The sequence below is a fragment of the Aliiroseovarius sp. S253 genome (genome assembly GCF_049800855.1).
Lineage (GTDB): Bacteria > Pseudomonadota > Alphaproteobacteria > Rhodobacterales > Rhodobacteraceae > Aliiroseovarius.
This window is the reverse complement of sequence record NZ_JBNAFW010000001.1, coordinates 1,582,431-1,596,369: the sequence shown is the minus strand read 5'-3', so window position 1 is coordinate 1,596,369 and position 13,939 is coordinate 1,582,431. Positions and strand designations below refer to the sequence as shown.

Here is a 13,939-nt window from a genome sequence, read left to right as displayed (position 1 = left end):
CGTCGCGGGGAAAATCGCTATTCGCGCCCCAGCCCTTCCAAAAGGGGTACGAACCGCACCGGCAGAAGCTCGTCATAGTCAAATCCTGTCTCGGTTCTTGTGACCTTGATCAGACTTTGTACGGCGTCAGACTGCCCTACCGGTACGATCATGATACCGCCAACTGCCAGCTGCGCCAAGAGCGGACTGGGCGGGTCTTCGGCGGCGGCGGTGACGATGATGCGATCGAACGGTGCCTGATCGGGCAGGCCGCGTGATCCGTCGCCTGTGATGGCGGTGATATTGTGCAGGTCCATCGCCTCAAACAGCTCGCGTGCTTCTGCCACAAGGCGGCGGTGACGGTCGACGGTATAGACCCGGCGGGCGAGCTTCGACAGGATCGCTGCCTGATAGCCAGACCCGGTGCCCAGTTCCAACACCTTGTCACGGGGCGAGATATTGGCGGCTTGTGTCATCAACCCCACGACGGACGGCTGTGAAATCGTCTGCCCGCAGGCAATCGGCAGCGGCATGTCTTCATAGGCGCGCTTGGCGAAGACGCCGCGTACAAACGGGCCGCGGTCAACTTCTTCCATCGCAGATAGGACGCGCGGGTTCGTCACGCCCTTCGAGCGCAACGCGAACAGGAACTGCATCTTCTGTTCCGCGTCCCATGCCACAGGGGCTTGTCCGTCAGCTTGGTTCATTCAAACAGACCCTCAAGCGTGGAAAGGTGGTCATGTGCGGTCAGGTCTGCCCGCATCGGTGTCACCGAGACATAGCCTTCCAAGTTAACGGTCAGGTCCATGCCGGGCTCGGATGGTGTGGCCTGCGGCCCGCCCTTAATCCACAGGAATTTGCGGCCCGATGGGCTGTGATGCGCCTCGGTTCCGAAGAACGCATCGTGGCGCCAACCTTGTGGGGCCGTGCGTACGCCTTTGACCAGATCGGCGGCGACGGGCGGGAAGTTCACGTTGTAGAAAATCGGATAGTTGCTGCCCTTGTCCCAAGGCCCGTTTTCAACAAGCTTGCGCACGATCTCGGGGCCATATGCGGCGGCTGCCTGAAATACGCTGTCCAGATCCTTGGTGCCGATGCCCATATATTGCGACAGAGCAATGGCGGGCAGGCCCTGCAATGCGGCCTCCATCGCGGCCCCCAAAGTGCCGGAATAAAGCGCGTTCTCGGCCGAGTTGTTACCCCGGTTCACACCCGAGATTACAAGATCCGGTCGCGCAGGCATCACGTCATAAAGCGCGGCCAACACGCAATCCGCCGGACTGCCTTCAGCGGCAAAACGGCGGGGGGCAAGCTCGGCGATCATGAAGGGGCTGGTGTAGGAAATGCAGTGGCCGACGCCAGATTGTTCGAAGGCGGGCGCGACGGTCCAGATCTCGGCCTTCTCGCCGGCCAGATCTTGCGCGATCTGATGGGCGATGGCTTCGGCCACCTTCAGACCCGGAGCGTTGATCCCGTCGTCATTGGTGATGAGAATGCGCATGGTTCGCCCTTTCCGCCAAGCCCAGATTTGGTGGCCTTTTGCCATTCAATAGGGCAGGGACGCTGGTGCGGCAAGCACAGCGGACATAGATAGGGCGACGAAGTGAAAACCGTTGCGATCAGGTCAGCGTTTAAGCGAGGTTTGCCTCAGACAGGATACGCTTTGCCTCGTCTTCGACAGAGGCCAAGGCACTACGGTCTTCGCCGGGGAAGAACCGTCCGCGCATTGAGGTTGCCAAAGGCTTGGGTTCCGCCACGATCACGCGCGGGCCGATATTGGCGTTTTCAGCCGCCCAGCTGCGCACCATCGCGACTTGGGCTGCCTTGGTCGCGCCATAGCCTGCAAAGAACTTCTCGCCCGCATGGTCATCGGCAAAGAACAGCGCCGTGCTGTCATCGGTCATCAGAGCGTTAACCATGAAGATCAAGTTGCGCGTTGCTTCGACATTGGTGTTCCACGCCTGCGTCCAGCCCTTGTCGTCCAGATCAGGGGTCGGCATTAGGGCAGGGCCGTAGATCGCGGTATGCGCCCAAACATCAATCGGTCCCCAACGGTCATGGATCGAACGGCACAGATGCGCCATCGCGTCTTTGTTGGTCACATCCATCGGGGCCAGCGTGGCAGAGCCACCGGCAGCCTTGATCTTGTCATCCAGCTCTTCCAGCGCACCGGTGGTGCGGCCCACGGCCACGACGTGGTGGGTTTTGGATAGCTCCAGCGCGAGTGCGGCGCCAAGGCCACGCGATGCACCGGTTACGAGGGCGATTTTCTGTGTGTCGGTCATAATGCTCTGATGTCACGTCGCTGCAGTGCGGGCAAGTGGTCGTATTACTCTGCCGCTTTCAGCTCGAACCCTTTTTCGATCTGATCCGCAGGCGTCACCGGATATTCACCCGAGAAACACGCGTCGCAATACTGCGGGCAGTCTTTCTTGCGGCCTTCGGCTTCACCAACGGCACGATACAGTCCGTCGAGCGAGATGAATTTCAGGCTGTCGACCTTGAGATGTTCACACATCTCGTCCTCAGTCATCTGTGCGGCTAGAAGTTTGTCACGGTTGGGCGTGTCGACGCCGTAGAAACAGGGCCATGCGGTGGGGGGCGACGCGATGCGGAAGTGGACTTCCTTGGCGCCTGCATCCAGAAGCATGTCCTTGATCTTGCGGGTCGTCGTGCCGCGCACCACGCTGTCGTCGACAAGAATAACGCGTTTGCCGCGGATCAGGGCGCGGTTCACGTTCAGTTTCAAACGCACACCCATGTTGCGGATCTGCTCGGTCGGCTCGATGAAGGTCCGGCCCATATACTGGTTGCGGATGATCCCAAGCGCATAGGGAATGCCGCTTTCTTGGCTGTATCCAATGGCCGAGGGCACGCCGCTGTCCGGGATCGGGCAGACCAGATCTGCGTCAACCGGGGTTTCACGGGCCAGTTCCACGCCGATTTGACGACGGGTTTCATAGACCGAACGGCCGCCGTAGATGCTGTCAGGACGTGAGAAATAGACGTGCTCGAAGATACAGAACTTCGAGGGCTGCGGGCGGAAGGGGAAGCTGCTGTCGACACCGTCTTCGGTGATCACGACCATCTCGCCCGGTTCGATCTCGCGAATGAACTCCGCCCCGATGATGTCCAGCGCACAGGTTTCCGACGACAGAACCCAGCCTTCGCCAAGTTTGCCCAGTACCAGCGGACGAACTCCATGCGGGTCGCGCACGCCCATTAGCTTGGTGCGGGTCATGGCCACCACCGAGAACGCGCCTTCAACACGACGAAGCGCGTCTTCCATCCGCTCGGGGATGGTGCGTTGCAACGAGCGGGCCATCAGGTGAATGATGCATTCACTGTCCGACGAACTTTGGAAGATCGAGCCACGCTCGATAAGTTCTTTACGCAGAGCGTCGGCGTTGGTGATGTTACCGTTATGGGCAATCGCAGCGCCACCCATCGAAAACTCGCCAAAGAAGGGCTGTACGTCGCGGATGACGGCACCTTTCGATCCGGCGGTGGAATAGCGCACATGGCCGATGGACAGCGGACCCGGTAGGGTCTCCATCACGCTGGCCTTGGTGAAGTTGTCGCGGACATAGCCAAAGCGGCGGGCAGAGTTAAAGCCCTCAACGGGATCGTGGCAGACGATGCCGCCAGCCTCTTGTCCGCGATGCTGTAGGGCGTGCAGGCCAAGCGCGACGAAGTTGGCAGCGTCTTTCAGGCCGATTACGCCGAATACACCACACTCCTCCTTCAGCTTGTCGTCATCAAACGGATGCGCGAATGGCATGGTCGAGGGGCAGGCGGGCGAGGTGTCGGACATGAGCAGCGGTCTCCGATTCCGTGGCGTTGGGCTTCTCTTACTGGACAGGTTGCGCCGTGTCATCAAACTATCACATTGCTTGGGCGATTAATTCACTTGCCCGAAACGAAACAACGCGCCCCGGGGGCGCGTTGTGATTTGATTAGCTGCCGCTATCGTCGGTGGTTCGCAACCCACCAGAGCATGCGCCGACAAGTTCTTCATATTTACCGACGATCCAGCCGGGGGCGTCCTCGGGGATCTGTTCGTTGATGCGATCCTGCGTGCGGGCAAAGATTTTTGCGGTGCGACTGTCATCCACCATCGGGATGGTGTCTGTCGTCACAATACGGTCATAGACAACCAGTGCGATCGCCACCAGTACAAGGCCGCGTAGCACACCAAAGATGAAGCCAAGCGCCTGATCCAGTCCTCCAAGGGCCGAGCGCTGCACGGCTGAGGAAAAGAGCGGAGTGAAGATCGACACGATCACCAGCGCCAAGGCGAATACGCCTGCAAAGGCCGCGATCATCGACAATTCACAACTGTCCGAGATGAAATCTTTCAGAACCGGAATTTCTTTGACCAGTGGCAAGGCGCGGGGCGCAAAAATATAGGCCAGAACCGCAGCGGCGACCCAGCCAAGGATCGACATGCCTTCGCGCACGAAGCCGCGCGAATAGGCCAGAATGGCCGAGACAAGAATGACCGCAGCCACGATCCCGTCGATTAGAGTGAAACCTTCCATCTTCGTCACTTCGGTTCAGGTCTTGGCCCGATACCGTCCCTATTATCGGGCCTATCCGGCCCCGAATATATCTCCGACGAACCCCGTCAGGTCCGACATTTTCTGAATGCTCAGCCCGGAACCCGAGCCGGTTTTGCTGCGCGTTGGCGCTATCGCAGATGTGAAACCAAGTTTTTGCGCTTCTTTCAACCTGTTTTCCGTCTGACCGACAGGCCGCAATGCCCCTGATAGACTGATTTCGCCAAAAACCACAGTATCTTTGGGGATCGAGGCGTCCTCGCGTGCGGAAAGTAGCGCTGCCGCCACAGCCAGATCCGCCGCAGGTTCCGAGATTTTCATGCCGCCAGCCACGTTTAGATAGACGTCGAGCCCAGTAAACGGGATGCCGCAGCGCGCTTCCAGTACCGCCAGGATCATCGCCAAGCGGCCACTGTCCCAACCCAGCACTGACCGGCGGGGCTGACTGTGAGGCGACGGCGCTACAAGGGCTTGAAGTTCGACCAGTACCGGGCGGGTGCCCTCGATACCAGCGAATACAACTGATCCAGGGGCCGGATCTTCGCGATCAGACAGGAATAGGGCGGATGGATTTACGACTTCGGACAGGCCCGCGCCTGTCATCTCAAAAACGCCAATTTCGTCGGCCGGGCCAAAACGGTTCTTCACGGCGCGCAGTATGCGAAATTGGTGGCCACGTTCGCCTTCGAAATAGAGCACCGTGTCGACCATATGCTCGACCACACGCGGTCCAGCGATCTGGCCCTCTTTGGTGACGTGGCCCACAAGTACGACGGAGATCCCGCGCTTTTTGGCGAAAGTTGTCAGCTCATGCGCGGCGGCACGGACCTGACTGACTGATCCCGGCGCGCTGTCCACATTGTCGGCCCACATGGTCTGTATTGAGTCGATGATGGCAAGGGCCGGACGTTCGGCGTCCAGCGTTGTCATGATGTCGCGCAGGTTGGTTTCCGCGGCCAATCGGACGGGCGCGTCCGTCAGCCCCAACCGCTGGGCGCGCATTCGGACTTGGGCCGAGGCTTCCTCGCCCGAGACATAGATCGTGGGCAGGCCGGCCTGCGCGAAATGTGCGGCAGCTTGCAGAAGCAGGGTGGATTTGCCGATGCCGGGATCGCCGCCCACAAGGATGGCCGAGCCGGGTACCAGACCTCCGCCCAAGACGCGGTCCAGCTCGCCCATGCCGCATTCGGTGCGCGGGGGCGGGGCCTCTTCCGTGGACAGGTCCGTCAGGGCAATCGATGCGCCCCGTTTGCCGCCCAAGGATTTCGGGGACGGGCCCGCGCTGAGCGGCGCTTCTTCAACGATGGAGTTCCACTCGCCACACGCCTCGCAACGCCCGGACCATTTCGAGGAGCTGGCCCCGCAGGCCGAACAAGTGAAGGATTTTTGTGCTTTTGCCATTCGGAATTTCTGCCCGGTTGGGGCGGGCTGCGCAAGGGGGTAGGCGGCTGTCGCGTCAGGCTTTTTGGCGTTTCGCAGTCGCAAAGCTGAGTGCGATCGACGTCAGGATGCAGGCGGTGAACAGATAAAGGCCCCAGCCGGTCTCGATCTTCGCCAGTCCCACGCCTTTCACGATCACGATATAGAGCGCGATCAGGAACACGTCGGCCATCGCGAGTTTGCCCAAGATGTTGAAGACTGGCAGCATCCGGCGGCGCATCATGCCGAATTGGATCAACGCCAGTCCCAGCACTTTCATGATCGGGGCGAAGACCGCAAAGAAGGTGACGAGCAGGGCGAGGAAGATGTCCGTCTCCCACAGCGCTTGCAGGCCCGAGACGACGCTAACTTCTTTCAAACCGAAAAGCGGCAGGTTGATGCCCGCATGCATAAGGGGCGCGAACCACGCGATGGGGAAGGCTATGAGGAGGGTGAGGTTGAGGTACTTGAGCATGAGGGAAAGCTAGGGGCTAAATAGCTGAATGCAATAGCTGAAATAGATTTGCGAAGGCAGAGTCTGACCGCGGGTGGAAGCGAAGCGCCCGCCCATGGGGGCGGTCGGGCGCTGCCCGGCGGTGCCGCCGGGCGAGAGCTTATCGAACCGCCTCAATCGGTCCCTCGGCGCTCCCTGAAATAAACTGCGTCACATAAGGGTCGCCCGAATTGTCCATGTCTTCCACCGGCCCGGTCCACTGGATATTGCCCCCGTGCAGCATCGCCACTTTGTCGGCGATCACACGGACGGATGACATGTCGTGGGTGATGGTCATGGCGGTGGCACCCATTTCGACGACGATCTCGCGGATCAAGTCGTTGATGACGCCGGACATGATGGGATCAAGGCCAGTAGTGGGTTCGTCGAAGAAGATAATCTCGGGCTCGGCGGCGATGGCGCGGGCAAGGCCCACACGTTTTTGCATACCGCCCGACAGTTCGGCCGGGAACAGGTCGGCCACGTCGGGCGTCAGGCCCACGCGGCGCAGTTTCTCGATCGCGATTTCGCGGGCTTCTTCCTTGGGTTTGGCCAGCGACCCGCGTAACAGGCGGAAGGCGACGTTTTGCCAGACAGGCAGGCTGTCAAACAAAGCACCACCTTGGAAGAGCATGCCAAAGCGGGCCAGAAACGCGTCACGCTCGACCTTCGAGGTGTCTTCGCCATCCAGCGTGATCATCCCTTCATCCTGCACCATCAGGCCCAGAACACATTTCAACAACACGGACTTACCGGTGCCGGAGCCTCCGATAATCACCATGCTTTCACCGCGATTGATGGTCAGGTTTACCCCGTCCAGAACGCGTTTCGGGCCAAAGGCTTTGTGGACGTTTGTTAATTCAATCATGTGGCAAAGAAGAAGCTGGTGAGAAGGAAGTTGGCGGCAAGGATCAGGACGGCTGCGGCCTCGACCGAGGTTTTGGTGGCGCGGCCCACGCCCTGTGCGCCGCGACCCGAACGCATCCCGTGATAACAGCCCATGACGGCGGCGATAAAGCCGAACGCCGCACCTTTGATCAGCGAGGTCACGATGTCAGGCGTTTCAAGGAAATTCCATGTGTTGTTCAAGTAAGGCCCGGTGGCAAAACCAAGCTGCTGCGTGCCGACGATGAAGCCGCCCATGATGCCGATGATGTCTCCAATGCCCACCAGAATTGGCACCACCAGCGTGGCGGCCAAGACGCGCGGGGCGGTCAGGTATTTCATCGGGTGGGTGGATAGAGTGACCAGTGCGTCAATCTGCTCGGTCACTTTCATGGTGGCGATTTCAGCGGCAATGGACGAGGTCACGCGCGCGGCAATCATCAGGCCGACCAGAACGGGGCCAAGCTCGCGCACCATGCCGATGGCAACGATCTGAGGGACCACGGCCTCGGCCGAGAACCGTTGCCCACCGGAGTAAATTTGAAGTGCCAACGCTGCGCCAGTGAAGATGGCTGTCAGCCCCACCACGGGCAGGCTGAAATAGCCGATGTTCAGGACTGCGGTCAGAAACTCGCGCGGATAGAACGGTGGGCGGACGATATGGGCGATGGATTGACCCGCAAAGATCGCCACGCGCCCGACAAGGGCCAAAAAGCCCAGCGTGACGCGGCCAATGGTGGCCAGCGGTTTGGTTAAGGCGATCATGTGCGGCCCCGTGCGTAATGGCGGTGATAGCGGTGGCCCAGCTGGGTCAGAAACTCATAGCCGATGGTGCCCGCGACAGCTGCCAGATCATCAACGGTTTGCTGATCCGAGAGCATGGTCAGGGTTTTCGGCGTTTCGCGCAGATGCGTCACATCCACACCAATCATATCCATCGAGACGCGGCCCAGAATGGGGCAGGGCGTGTCTTCATGAAAGAGTACCGCGTGGTTGGACAGGTGACGGTTTAGGCCGTCGGCATAGCCTGCAGCCACGGTCGCGACACGCGACGGAGTTTCGGCCTGCCACGTGTTGGAATAGCCCACAGTCTCGCCTTCCGCGACATCGCGAATTTGGATGACAGGCAGATCCAGCTGGACGACGGTCTCGGCGTCCTCGAAGGGGAAGCCGCCATAAAGGCCAATGCCGGGTCGCGTCAGGTCAAAGTGATAGTCCGGTCCCAGAAGAATGCCGCCGGTGGCCGCAAGGCTGCGCGGCACGTCGATCCCATCGGTCATGTCGTGGAACGCGGAGAGCTGCTGGTGGTTCATCGGGTGATCGGGCTCATCGGCGCAGGCGAGATGGCTCATGATCAGGCGCGGATTTTGCGGCAGAAGGATGTCGCGCAAGGCTGCCCATTCGGCGGGCTCCATCCCCAGTCGGTTCATGCCGGTGTCCAGTTGAATTCCGAACGGGTGGCCGGGCAGGGCTTCCAGTTGGCGGGTGACTTGTTCGACCGAGTTCAGCATCGGCACCAGGCCCAAATCATGGATCATGTCTGTGTCGCCGGACATGTGGCCAGAAAAGACGCTGATTTCAGGGCCGGGGCCAAGCGCTTCACGCAGATCGGCACCTTCTTCGGCGGCGGCCACAAAGAAGCGCCGCGTGCCGGCGGCGGCCAATGCACGACCCACTTTGCCCACACCCAGCCCATAGGCGTCGGCTTTTACCACGGCAGCGGTCTGAACCTCTGCCCCGCTTTTTGCATCCAGCGCCCGCCAGTTTGCGACCACTGCATCCAGATCAATTGTCAGTCTGCCCGTACTCATAAAGGCGTTTTTGACGGTGCGGTGGCTCGGGTCAAGGTAAAAAGCAGAACCAGCGTGCCCGCACGCGGTTTTCCCCGCCGCTAGTCGGCCAATACGGTCTTGATCAAACTGGAGCTTTCAAGCGTGCGATGCACCGGACAGCGATCTGCGATTTCCAGCAACCTTTGGCGCTGATCTGCGTCCAGCTTGCCGGTCAGGTGGATCTCGCGCCGGAACGTGTCGATCCGGTTCTTCGCCCCCGTGTCAGCATCTTGAGCGTGGACCTTGTCGTGGTTGACTTCGACCCGGACATGATCAAGCGGCCACCCTTTGCGGCGGGCATACATGCGGATTGTCATCGAGGTGCAGGCCCCAAGACCCGCCGACAGGAACCCATAGGGTGACATGCCTTTGTTGGTGCCGCCATAAGCAAGAGGCTCGTCTGCAACGGCGTGATGTTTCGGGCCGGATTGAATGTCTTGCAGGAAGCCACGGGGGTCGGCCTCGGACACGCGCACGATGCCCTCGGGCGCGCCGGGGGGCGGGGCGGGTGGTGCAAGGTTCACGTATTTCGCTGCCCATGTCGCGATGACGTCTGCAACATAGTCAGCTTCACTGGCACGGCTGATCAGGTGATCGGCGTCATCCAACGTAATGAAACTTTTTGGATGTTTGGCGCCCATGAAAAGCTTCGCCGCGTTGTCGATGGATACGATCTGATCGCGGGGCGCATGCAGGACCAGAAGGGCTGCGTGCATTGTTTTCAAAGCTTCTTCCAGTTGGGTCTGCTCGACGTCTTCGACGAAGTCCGCACCGATGCGGAAGGGGCGCCCGCCCAGACTGACTTCGGCTGCACCATTGGCTTTGATGCCGGGCAGGGCGTCTGCGAAATTCTCGATCACATGAGACGGATCCGCCGGGGCACCGATGGTGACGACAGCCTGAACACCGGAAAGATGGGAGGCTGCCTTGATAACGGCAGCTCCTCCCAGTGAGTGTCCAATCAGAAGCGCGGGCGGATAACCACGGTCGCGCAAAGCTTCGGCTGCTTTTTCCAGATCCCGCACGTTCGATGTGAAGCTGGTGTTCTCGAAATCTCCATCCGAGTGGCCAAGGCCGGTAAAGTCAAAGCGCAGGACGGCGATGCCCAAAGCAGCCAGCCGGGCCGAGATCCGGCGCGCGGCGGCGATGTCTTTGCCGCAGGTGAAGCAGTGCGCAAATAGGGCCGTTGCCAAGTGCGGTCCGTCTGGAAGATCTAGGCGCGCAGCCAGATCGTGACCGGAATGTCCGGGAAACGTGAACTTTTCGGTCGGCATGGTGGCTCCTGTCGTAATCCGAATGTCGACGAAGCACCGGGGTCGTAACTCCCGGAAAAGCCCGTCTGACGATGAGGGTTGGTCCGAAGAAGGTGGAGCAGAGGGTCTGTCCGGGCAAGAGCAGCCGGGATGAATTCACGGAAGGGTGATGAAACGTATGTTCCAGTGATCCGACGGTCCAGAAAAGGGTTGCGCGGTCGATCTATGCTGCGCACTGTCCGGCGTATCAGACTGTTGGGGGGCAAATGGTCGAGATTTGTCAAAGAGATCTACCGATTCTGCCGTGGGCAGACCCGAAAACAGCACGGCTTCCAGGGCTTAATCCCATCGAGCCGGGGCAATGGCTGCTGATTGACGATGCTTATCGTGCCCAAATGGCACACAGACTGTTTCTGATGAATGAACAGGAGGAATTCGTCCATAGGTTGTCTGGTGGTGCCCGTGCCGCGGCGAGCGAGCTGCTTGAGGACGTGCTTGCTGAGATCTCGGATAAGGACGGATTTGATGTCCAGCGCGATTCCGTTCGTTGCCCCGATGGCCGGCTTGTCCAATTGGACCACTTACATCCGCTGCTGACGCTGGGCGCGCTGGTGCAGGAAGACTTCGTCATAATGCAGAAGCTGGGCGACGAACATGTAATGACGGGCGCGATCCTCTGCTTTCCGGCAAGCTGGTCTCTTGATCAGAAGTTCATGAAATCACTGGTGAAAATCCACGTTCCGGTCGATGAGTATACACCAGATATTGCCAGACGCGTGCAAAGGTTGTTCGACGGTATTCAAGTTGGTCGTCCGATGTGGCGGGCGAACTATCTGTCCTACAATGATCCCGAGTTGTTCCAACCGCGTCGGGAAGAGGACCGTCGCACCAATGACACTAGAACGACGAATTGGTTGCGTGTCGAACGCCAGACCATGAAACGGTTGCCGAAAACTGGTGCCGTGGTTTTTTCCATTCATACATATGTGCTGTCCAAGGAAAGGTTGGAGGAGCTGGGAATCTCGCAACCTGAAGACGAATGATTAATGTTGCTTTGGTATTGGTTCAGACGTGAATGCTTGAAATGAAATATGTTCGCCAATATTAGTGACCTACAACAAGTTATGTCCTACGGGCAGATCATGAGTGAAAGTGGAGCGGGAAAAACATGAAGAAACTTACTTTGGTGATGGCGATTGCAGCCACCGGTGTCATGGCCGGGTGTGTCAGTAAAACGGCATATGAAAGCAACCCTGTGCAAATCGAAACGCCGAAAGGCACTGTTACGTGCCAGCTGTACACGCGCGATCGTGTTCAGTGGGATGAATCGATTGCAGTCCCAGCAGGTATGACGAAAGCCGAGGGCGACGCCTATTGCATTCAGGAAGGCCATCGTCAGTACCGTTCTGCGCATAGCAACGTACGGACTATCAGCGGGTCCTGAGACCCTTAAGCTGCTTGCAAACTGACCATATTTGAAGAAGGCGCCTGTTCGGGCGCCTTTTTTGTTTTGACCCGGCAGACGCCGGGCATTGGATCAGAGGTTCTAGCAACGAAAAAGGGCACCGAAAACGGTGCCCTTTCGTATACTTGGTGTCAGAATTAGCAGCTGTAGTACAGCTGGTATTCTACCGGGTGCGGGGTGTGCTCGTAGGCATAGACCTCTTCCCATTTCAGGTCGATGTAACCTTGGATCTGGTCTTTGGTGAACACGTCGCCAGCGGTCAGGAAGTCGTTGTCGGCTTCCAGGCTTTCCAGGGCTTCACGCAAGCTTGCACAAACGGTCGGGATGCCTTCCAGCTCTTCCGGCGGCAGGTCGTACAGGTTCTTGTCCTGTGCGGGGCCCGGATCGATCTTGTTCTTGATGCCGTCAAGGCCGGCCATCAGCAGGGCTGCGAAGCACAGATAGGGGTTCGCGGCCGGATCGGGGAAACGAGCCTCAACGCGCTTGGCTTTCGGGCTTTCGGTCCACGGAATGCGGACACAACCCGAACGGTTCGACGCCGAATAGGCGCGCAGAACGGGGGCTTCAAAGCCCGGGATCAGACGCTTGTAGCTGTTGGTCGACGGGTTGGTGAAAGCGTTCAGGGTCTTGGCGTGCTTCAGGATGCCGCCGATGAACCACAGGGCTTCCTGCGACAGGTCAGCGTATTTGTCGCCAGCAAAGAGCGGCTTGCCGTCTTTCCAGATCGACATGTTTACGTGCATGCCGGTGCCGTTGTCGCCTGCGATCGGCTTGGGCATGAAGGTTGCCGTCTTGCCGTAAGCATGGGCCACGTTGTGGATGATGTACTTGTATTTCTGCAGCTCGTCGGCCTGTTTGGTCAGGCTGTCGAAGATCAGGCCAAGCTCGTGCTGGCACGAAGCCACTTCGTGGTGGTGCTTATCGGTTTTCATGCCGATGTTCTTCATCGTGGTCAGCATTTCCGAACGCAGGTCTTGTGCGTCGTCAATCGGGTTCACGGGGAAGTAACCGCCTTTGACGCCCGGACGGTGGCCAGTGTTGCCCATCTCGTATTCGGCATCCGAGTTCCAAGCCGCGTCAACAGCATCCACTTCGAACGATACTTTGTTCATGGTGTTCGAGAAACGAACGTCGTCGAACAGGAAGAATTCCGCTTCCGGGCCCATGTAAGCCACATCACCGATGCCCGAAGACTTCAGGTAAGCTTCGGCTTTCTCGGCGGTGCCGCGCGGGTCACGGGCGTATTTCTCGCCGGTGTCAGGCTCGACAACCGAGCAGTGAATGCAGAGCGTTTTCTCGGCATAGAAGGGATCAACATAAGTGCTGGTTGTGTCGGGCATCAGTTTCATGTCCGAGCTTTCGATCGATTTCCAGCCGGCAATCGACGAGCCGTCAAACATGAAGCCTTCTTCCAGGAAGTCTTCATCGACAAGGTCGCAGTCCACGGTCACGTGCTGCAGCTTGCCGCGCACATCGGTGAAACGGATGTCGACATAGGCGATGTCTTCATCTTTGATCTGCTTGAGTACGTCTTGAGCGCTCATATCAGGTTCCTTTGGTTCGTGTATGTTCGTGTGATTTACAGAGCATCGTCGCCGGATTCACCGGTGCGGATGCGAATGGCTTGTTCAACGGGGCTGACGAAGATCTTGCCGTCGCCGATCTTGTCGGTTTTGGCGGCGTCGATGATGGCCTCGACGGCTTCATCGACCTGATCATCGGCCAGAACGATCTCGATCTTCACCTTGGGCAGGAAATCGACCACATATTCGGCGCCGCGATACAGCTCGGTATGGCCTTTTTGACGGCCAAAGCCCTTCACTTCGATCACCGACAAGCCCTGCACGCCAATGTCTTGCAGCGCTTCTTTTACTTCATCCAGCTTGAACGGCTTGATGATGGCTTCGATCTTTTTCATGGATAGCCCCCCGGTTCGAAACATCGTGTTGGGCATCACTGACCACTTTCCTTGGGGATGGGCAATTGGCTAGGGTGGTGGTAGCGCACGCGGTGGTGTGAAAAACCGGGCATGTGCCTAAAAATTAGGCAGTGCG

15 protein-coding genes are annotated in these 13,939 nt (G+C 58.9%); 2 read left to right on the top strand and 13 right to left on the bottom strand.

Going from position 1 to position 13,939, the window contains the following annotated elements:
• Positions 1-17: 17 nt before the first annotated feature.
• The 11 genes from ACP15F_RS07775 to ACP15F_RS07725 form a co-directional block, all read right to left on the bottom strand.
• Positions 18-686, bottom strand: a complete 669-nt coding sequence (locus tag ACP15F_RS07775; RefSeq protein WP_424940243.1) for a protein-L-isoaspartate(D-aspartate) O-methyltransferase — start codon at positions 684-686, stop codon at positions 18-20.
• Positions 683-1,480, bottom strand: a complete 798-nt coding sequence (gene surE, locus ACP15F_RS07770; RefSeq protein ID WP_424940242.1) for a 5'/3'-nucleotidase SurE — start codon at positions 1,478-1,480, stop codon at positions 683-685. The genes ACP15F_RS07775 and surE overlap by 4 nt, the downstream gene beginning before the upstream one ends.
• Before the next feature lie 130 nt (positions 1,481-1,610).
• Entirely contained in the window at positions 1,611-2,264 is a 654-nt protein-coding gene (locus ACP15F_RS07765) for an SDR family NAD(P)-dependent oxidoreductase (RefSeq protein WP_424940241.1), read from the bottom strand.
• Between the two features lie 44 nt (positions 2,265-2,308).
• Positions 2,309-3,760, bottom strand: coding sequence for an amidophosphoribosyltransferase (purF, locus tag ACP15F_RS07760; protein ID WP_424940959.1), 1,452 nt, complete (start codon positions 3,758-3,760; stop codon positions 2,309-2,311).
• 175 nt (positions 3,761-3,935) lie between these two features.
• Positions 3,936-4,520, bottom strand: a complete 585-nt coding sequence (locus tag ACP15F_RS07755; RefSeq protein ID WP_424940240.1) for a CvpA family protein — start codon at positions 4,518-4,520, stop codon at positions 3,936-3,938.
• 51 nt (positions 4,521-4,571) lie between these two features.
• On the bottom strand, positions 4,572-5,939 hold the full coding sequence (radA, locus tag ACP15F_RS07750) for a DNA repair protein RadA (protein WP_424940239.1): 1,368 nt from the start codon (positions 5,937-5,939) through the stop codon (positions 4,572-4,574).
• 55 nt (positions 5,940-5,994) lie between these two features.
• Positions 5,995-6,432 carry a paraquat-inducible protein A gene (locus ACP15F_RS07745; protein ID WP_424940238.1) on the bottom strand — a complete coding sequence of 146 codons (438 nt, stop codon included), beginning with the start codon at positions 6,430-6,432 and terminating at the stop codon, positions 5,995-5,997.
• Positions 6,433-6,571: 139 nt separating this feature from the next.
• Positions 6,572-7,318 carry an ABC transporter ATP-binding protein gene (locus ACP15F_RS07740; RefSeq protein ID WP_424940237.1) on the bottom strand — a complete coding sequence of 249 codons (747 nt, stop codon included), beginning with the start codon at positions 7,316-7,318 and terminating at the stop codon, positions 6,572-6,574.
• Positions 7,315-8,100, bottom strand: coding sequence for an MlaE family ABC transporter permease (locus tag ACP15F_RS07735; protein WP_424940236.1), 786 nt, complete (start codon positions 8,098-8,100; stop codon positions 7,315-7,317). The genes ACP15F_RS07740 and ACP15F_RS07735 overlap by 4 nt, the downstream gene beginning before the upstream one ends.
• The gene (gene alr, locus ACP15F_RS07730; RefSeq protein ID WP_424940235.1) at positions 8,097-9,146 is read right to left on the bottom strand and encodes an alanine racemase; all 1,050 of its coding nucleotides are present in this window, start codon (positions 9,144-9,146) and stop codon (positions 8,097-8,099) included. Before alr ends, ACP15F_RS07735 begins: the two co-directional genes overlap by 4 nt.
• 80 nt (positions 9,147-9,226) lie before the next feature.
• The gene (locus ACP15F_RS07725) at positions 9,227-10,441 is read right to left on the bottom strand and encodes an alpha/beta fold hydrolase (RefSeq protein WP_424940234.1); all 1,215 of its coding nucleotides are present in this window, start codon (positions 10,439-10,441) and stop codon (positions 9,227-9,229) included.
• Between the two features lie 245 nt (positions 10,442-10,686).
• Between ACP15F_RS07725 and ACP15F_RS07720 the strand changes: the two genes are divergently transcribed.
• Positions 10,687-11,463, top strand: coding sequence for a heme-dependent oxidative N-demethylase family protein (locus tag ACP15F_RS07720; RefSeq protein ID WP_424940233.1), 777 nt, complete (start codon positions 10,687-10,689; stop codon positions 11,461-11,463).
• Positions 11,464-11,588: 125 nt separating this feature from the next.
• Complete coding sequence (locus ACP15F_RS07715; protein ID WP_424940232.1) at positions 11,589-11,864, top strand: hypothetical protein; 276 nt, start codon at positions 11,589-11,591, stop codon at positions 11,862-11,864.
• A 158-nt stretch (positions 11,865-12,022) separates the two neighbouring features.
• Here ACP15F_RS07715 and glnA read toward each other — a convergent pair whose 3' ends face one another.
• Positions 12,023-13,429: a type I glutamate--ammonia ligase gene (gene glnA, locus ACP15F_RS07710; RefSeq protein WP_424940231.1), complete on the bottom strand. Its 1,407-nt coding sequence runs from the start codon at positions 13,427-13,429 to the stop codon at positions 12,023-12,025.
• 35 nt (positions 13,430-13,464) lie between these two features.
• On the bottom strand, positions 13,465-13,803 hold the full coding sequence (locus ACP15F_RS07705) for a P-II family nitrogen regulator (protein ID WP_108856600.1): 339 nt from the start codon (positions 13,801-13,803) through the stop codon (positions 13,465-13,467).
• Between the last annotated feature and the right edge of the window lie 136 nt (positions 13,804-13,939).

What these genes read in the sequence shown, in the direction of transcription:
- ACP15F_RS07775 (WP_424940243.1), bottom strand. Translation starts at nt 686, where the DNA reads ATGAACCAAGCTGACGGACAAGCCCCTGTGGCATGGGACGCGGAACAG.
- surE (WP_424940242.1), bottom strand. Translation starts at nt 1,480, where the DNA reads ATGCGCATTCTCATCACCAATGACGACGGGATCAACGCTCCGGGTCTG.
- ACP15F_RS07765 (WP_424940241.1), bottom strand. Translation starts at nt 2,264, where the DNA reads ATGACCGACACACAGAAAATCGCCCTCGTAACCGGTGCATCGCGTGGC.
- purF (WP_424940959.1), bottom strand. Translation starts at nt 3,760, where the DNA reads ATGCCATTCGCGCATCCGTTTGATGACGACAAGCTGAAGGAGGAGTGT.
- ACP15F_RS07755 (WP_424940240.1), bottom strand. Translation starts at nt 4,520, where the DNA reads ATGGAAGGTTTCACTCTAATCGACGGGATCGTGGCTGCGGTCATTCTT.
- radA (WP_424940239.1), bottom strand. Translation starts at nt 5,939, where the DNA reads ATGGCAAAAGCACAAAAATCCTTCACTTGTTCGGCCTGCGGGGCCAGC.
- ACP15F_RS07745 (WP_424940238.1), bottom strand. Translation starts at nt 6,432, where the DNA reads ATGCTCAAGTACCTCAACCTCACCCTCCTCATAGCCTTCCCCATCGCG.
- ACP15F_RS07740 (WP_424940237.1), bottom strand. Translation starts at nt 7,318, where the DNA reads ATGATTGAATTAACAAACGTCCACAAAGCCTTTGGCCCGAAACGCGTT.
- ACP15F_RS07735 (WP_424940236.1), bottom strand. Translation starts at nt 8,100, where the DNA reads ATGATCGCCTTAACCAAACCGCTGGCCACCATTGGCCGCGTCACGCTG.
- alr (WP_424940235.1), bottom strand. Translation starts at nt 9,146, where the DNA reads ATGAGTACGGGCAGACTGACAATTGATCTGGATGCAGTGGTCGCAAAC.
- ACP15F_RS07725 (WP_424940234.1), bottom strand. Translation starts at nt 10,441, where the DNA reads ATGCCGACCGAAAAGTTCACGTTTCCCGGACATTCCGGTCACGATCTG.
- ACP15F_RS07720 (WP_424940233.1), top strand. Translation starts at nt 10,687, where the DNA reads ATGGTCGAGATTTGTCAAAGAGATCTACCGATTCTGCCGTGGGCAGAC.
- ACP15F_RS07715 (WP_424940232.1), top strand. Translation starts at nt 11,589, where the DNA reads ATGAAGAAACTTACTTTGGTGATGGCGATTGCAGCCACCGGTGTCATG.
- glnA (WP_424940231.1), bottom strand. Translation starts at nt 13,429, where the DNA reads ATGAGCGCTCAAGACGTACTCAAGCAGATCAAAGATGAAGACATCGCC.
- ACP15F_RS07705 (WP_108856600.1), bottom strand. Translation starts at nt 13,803, where the DNA reads ATGAAAAAGATCGAAGCCATCATCAAGCCGTTCAAGCTGGATGAAGTA.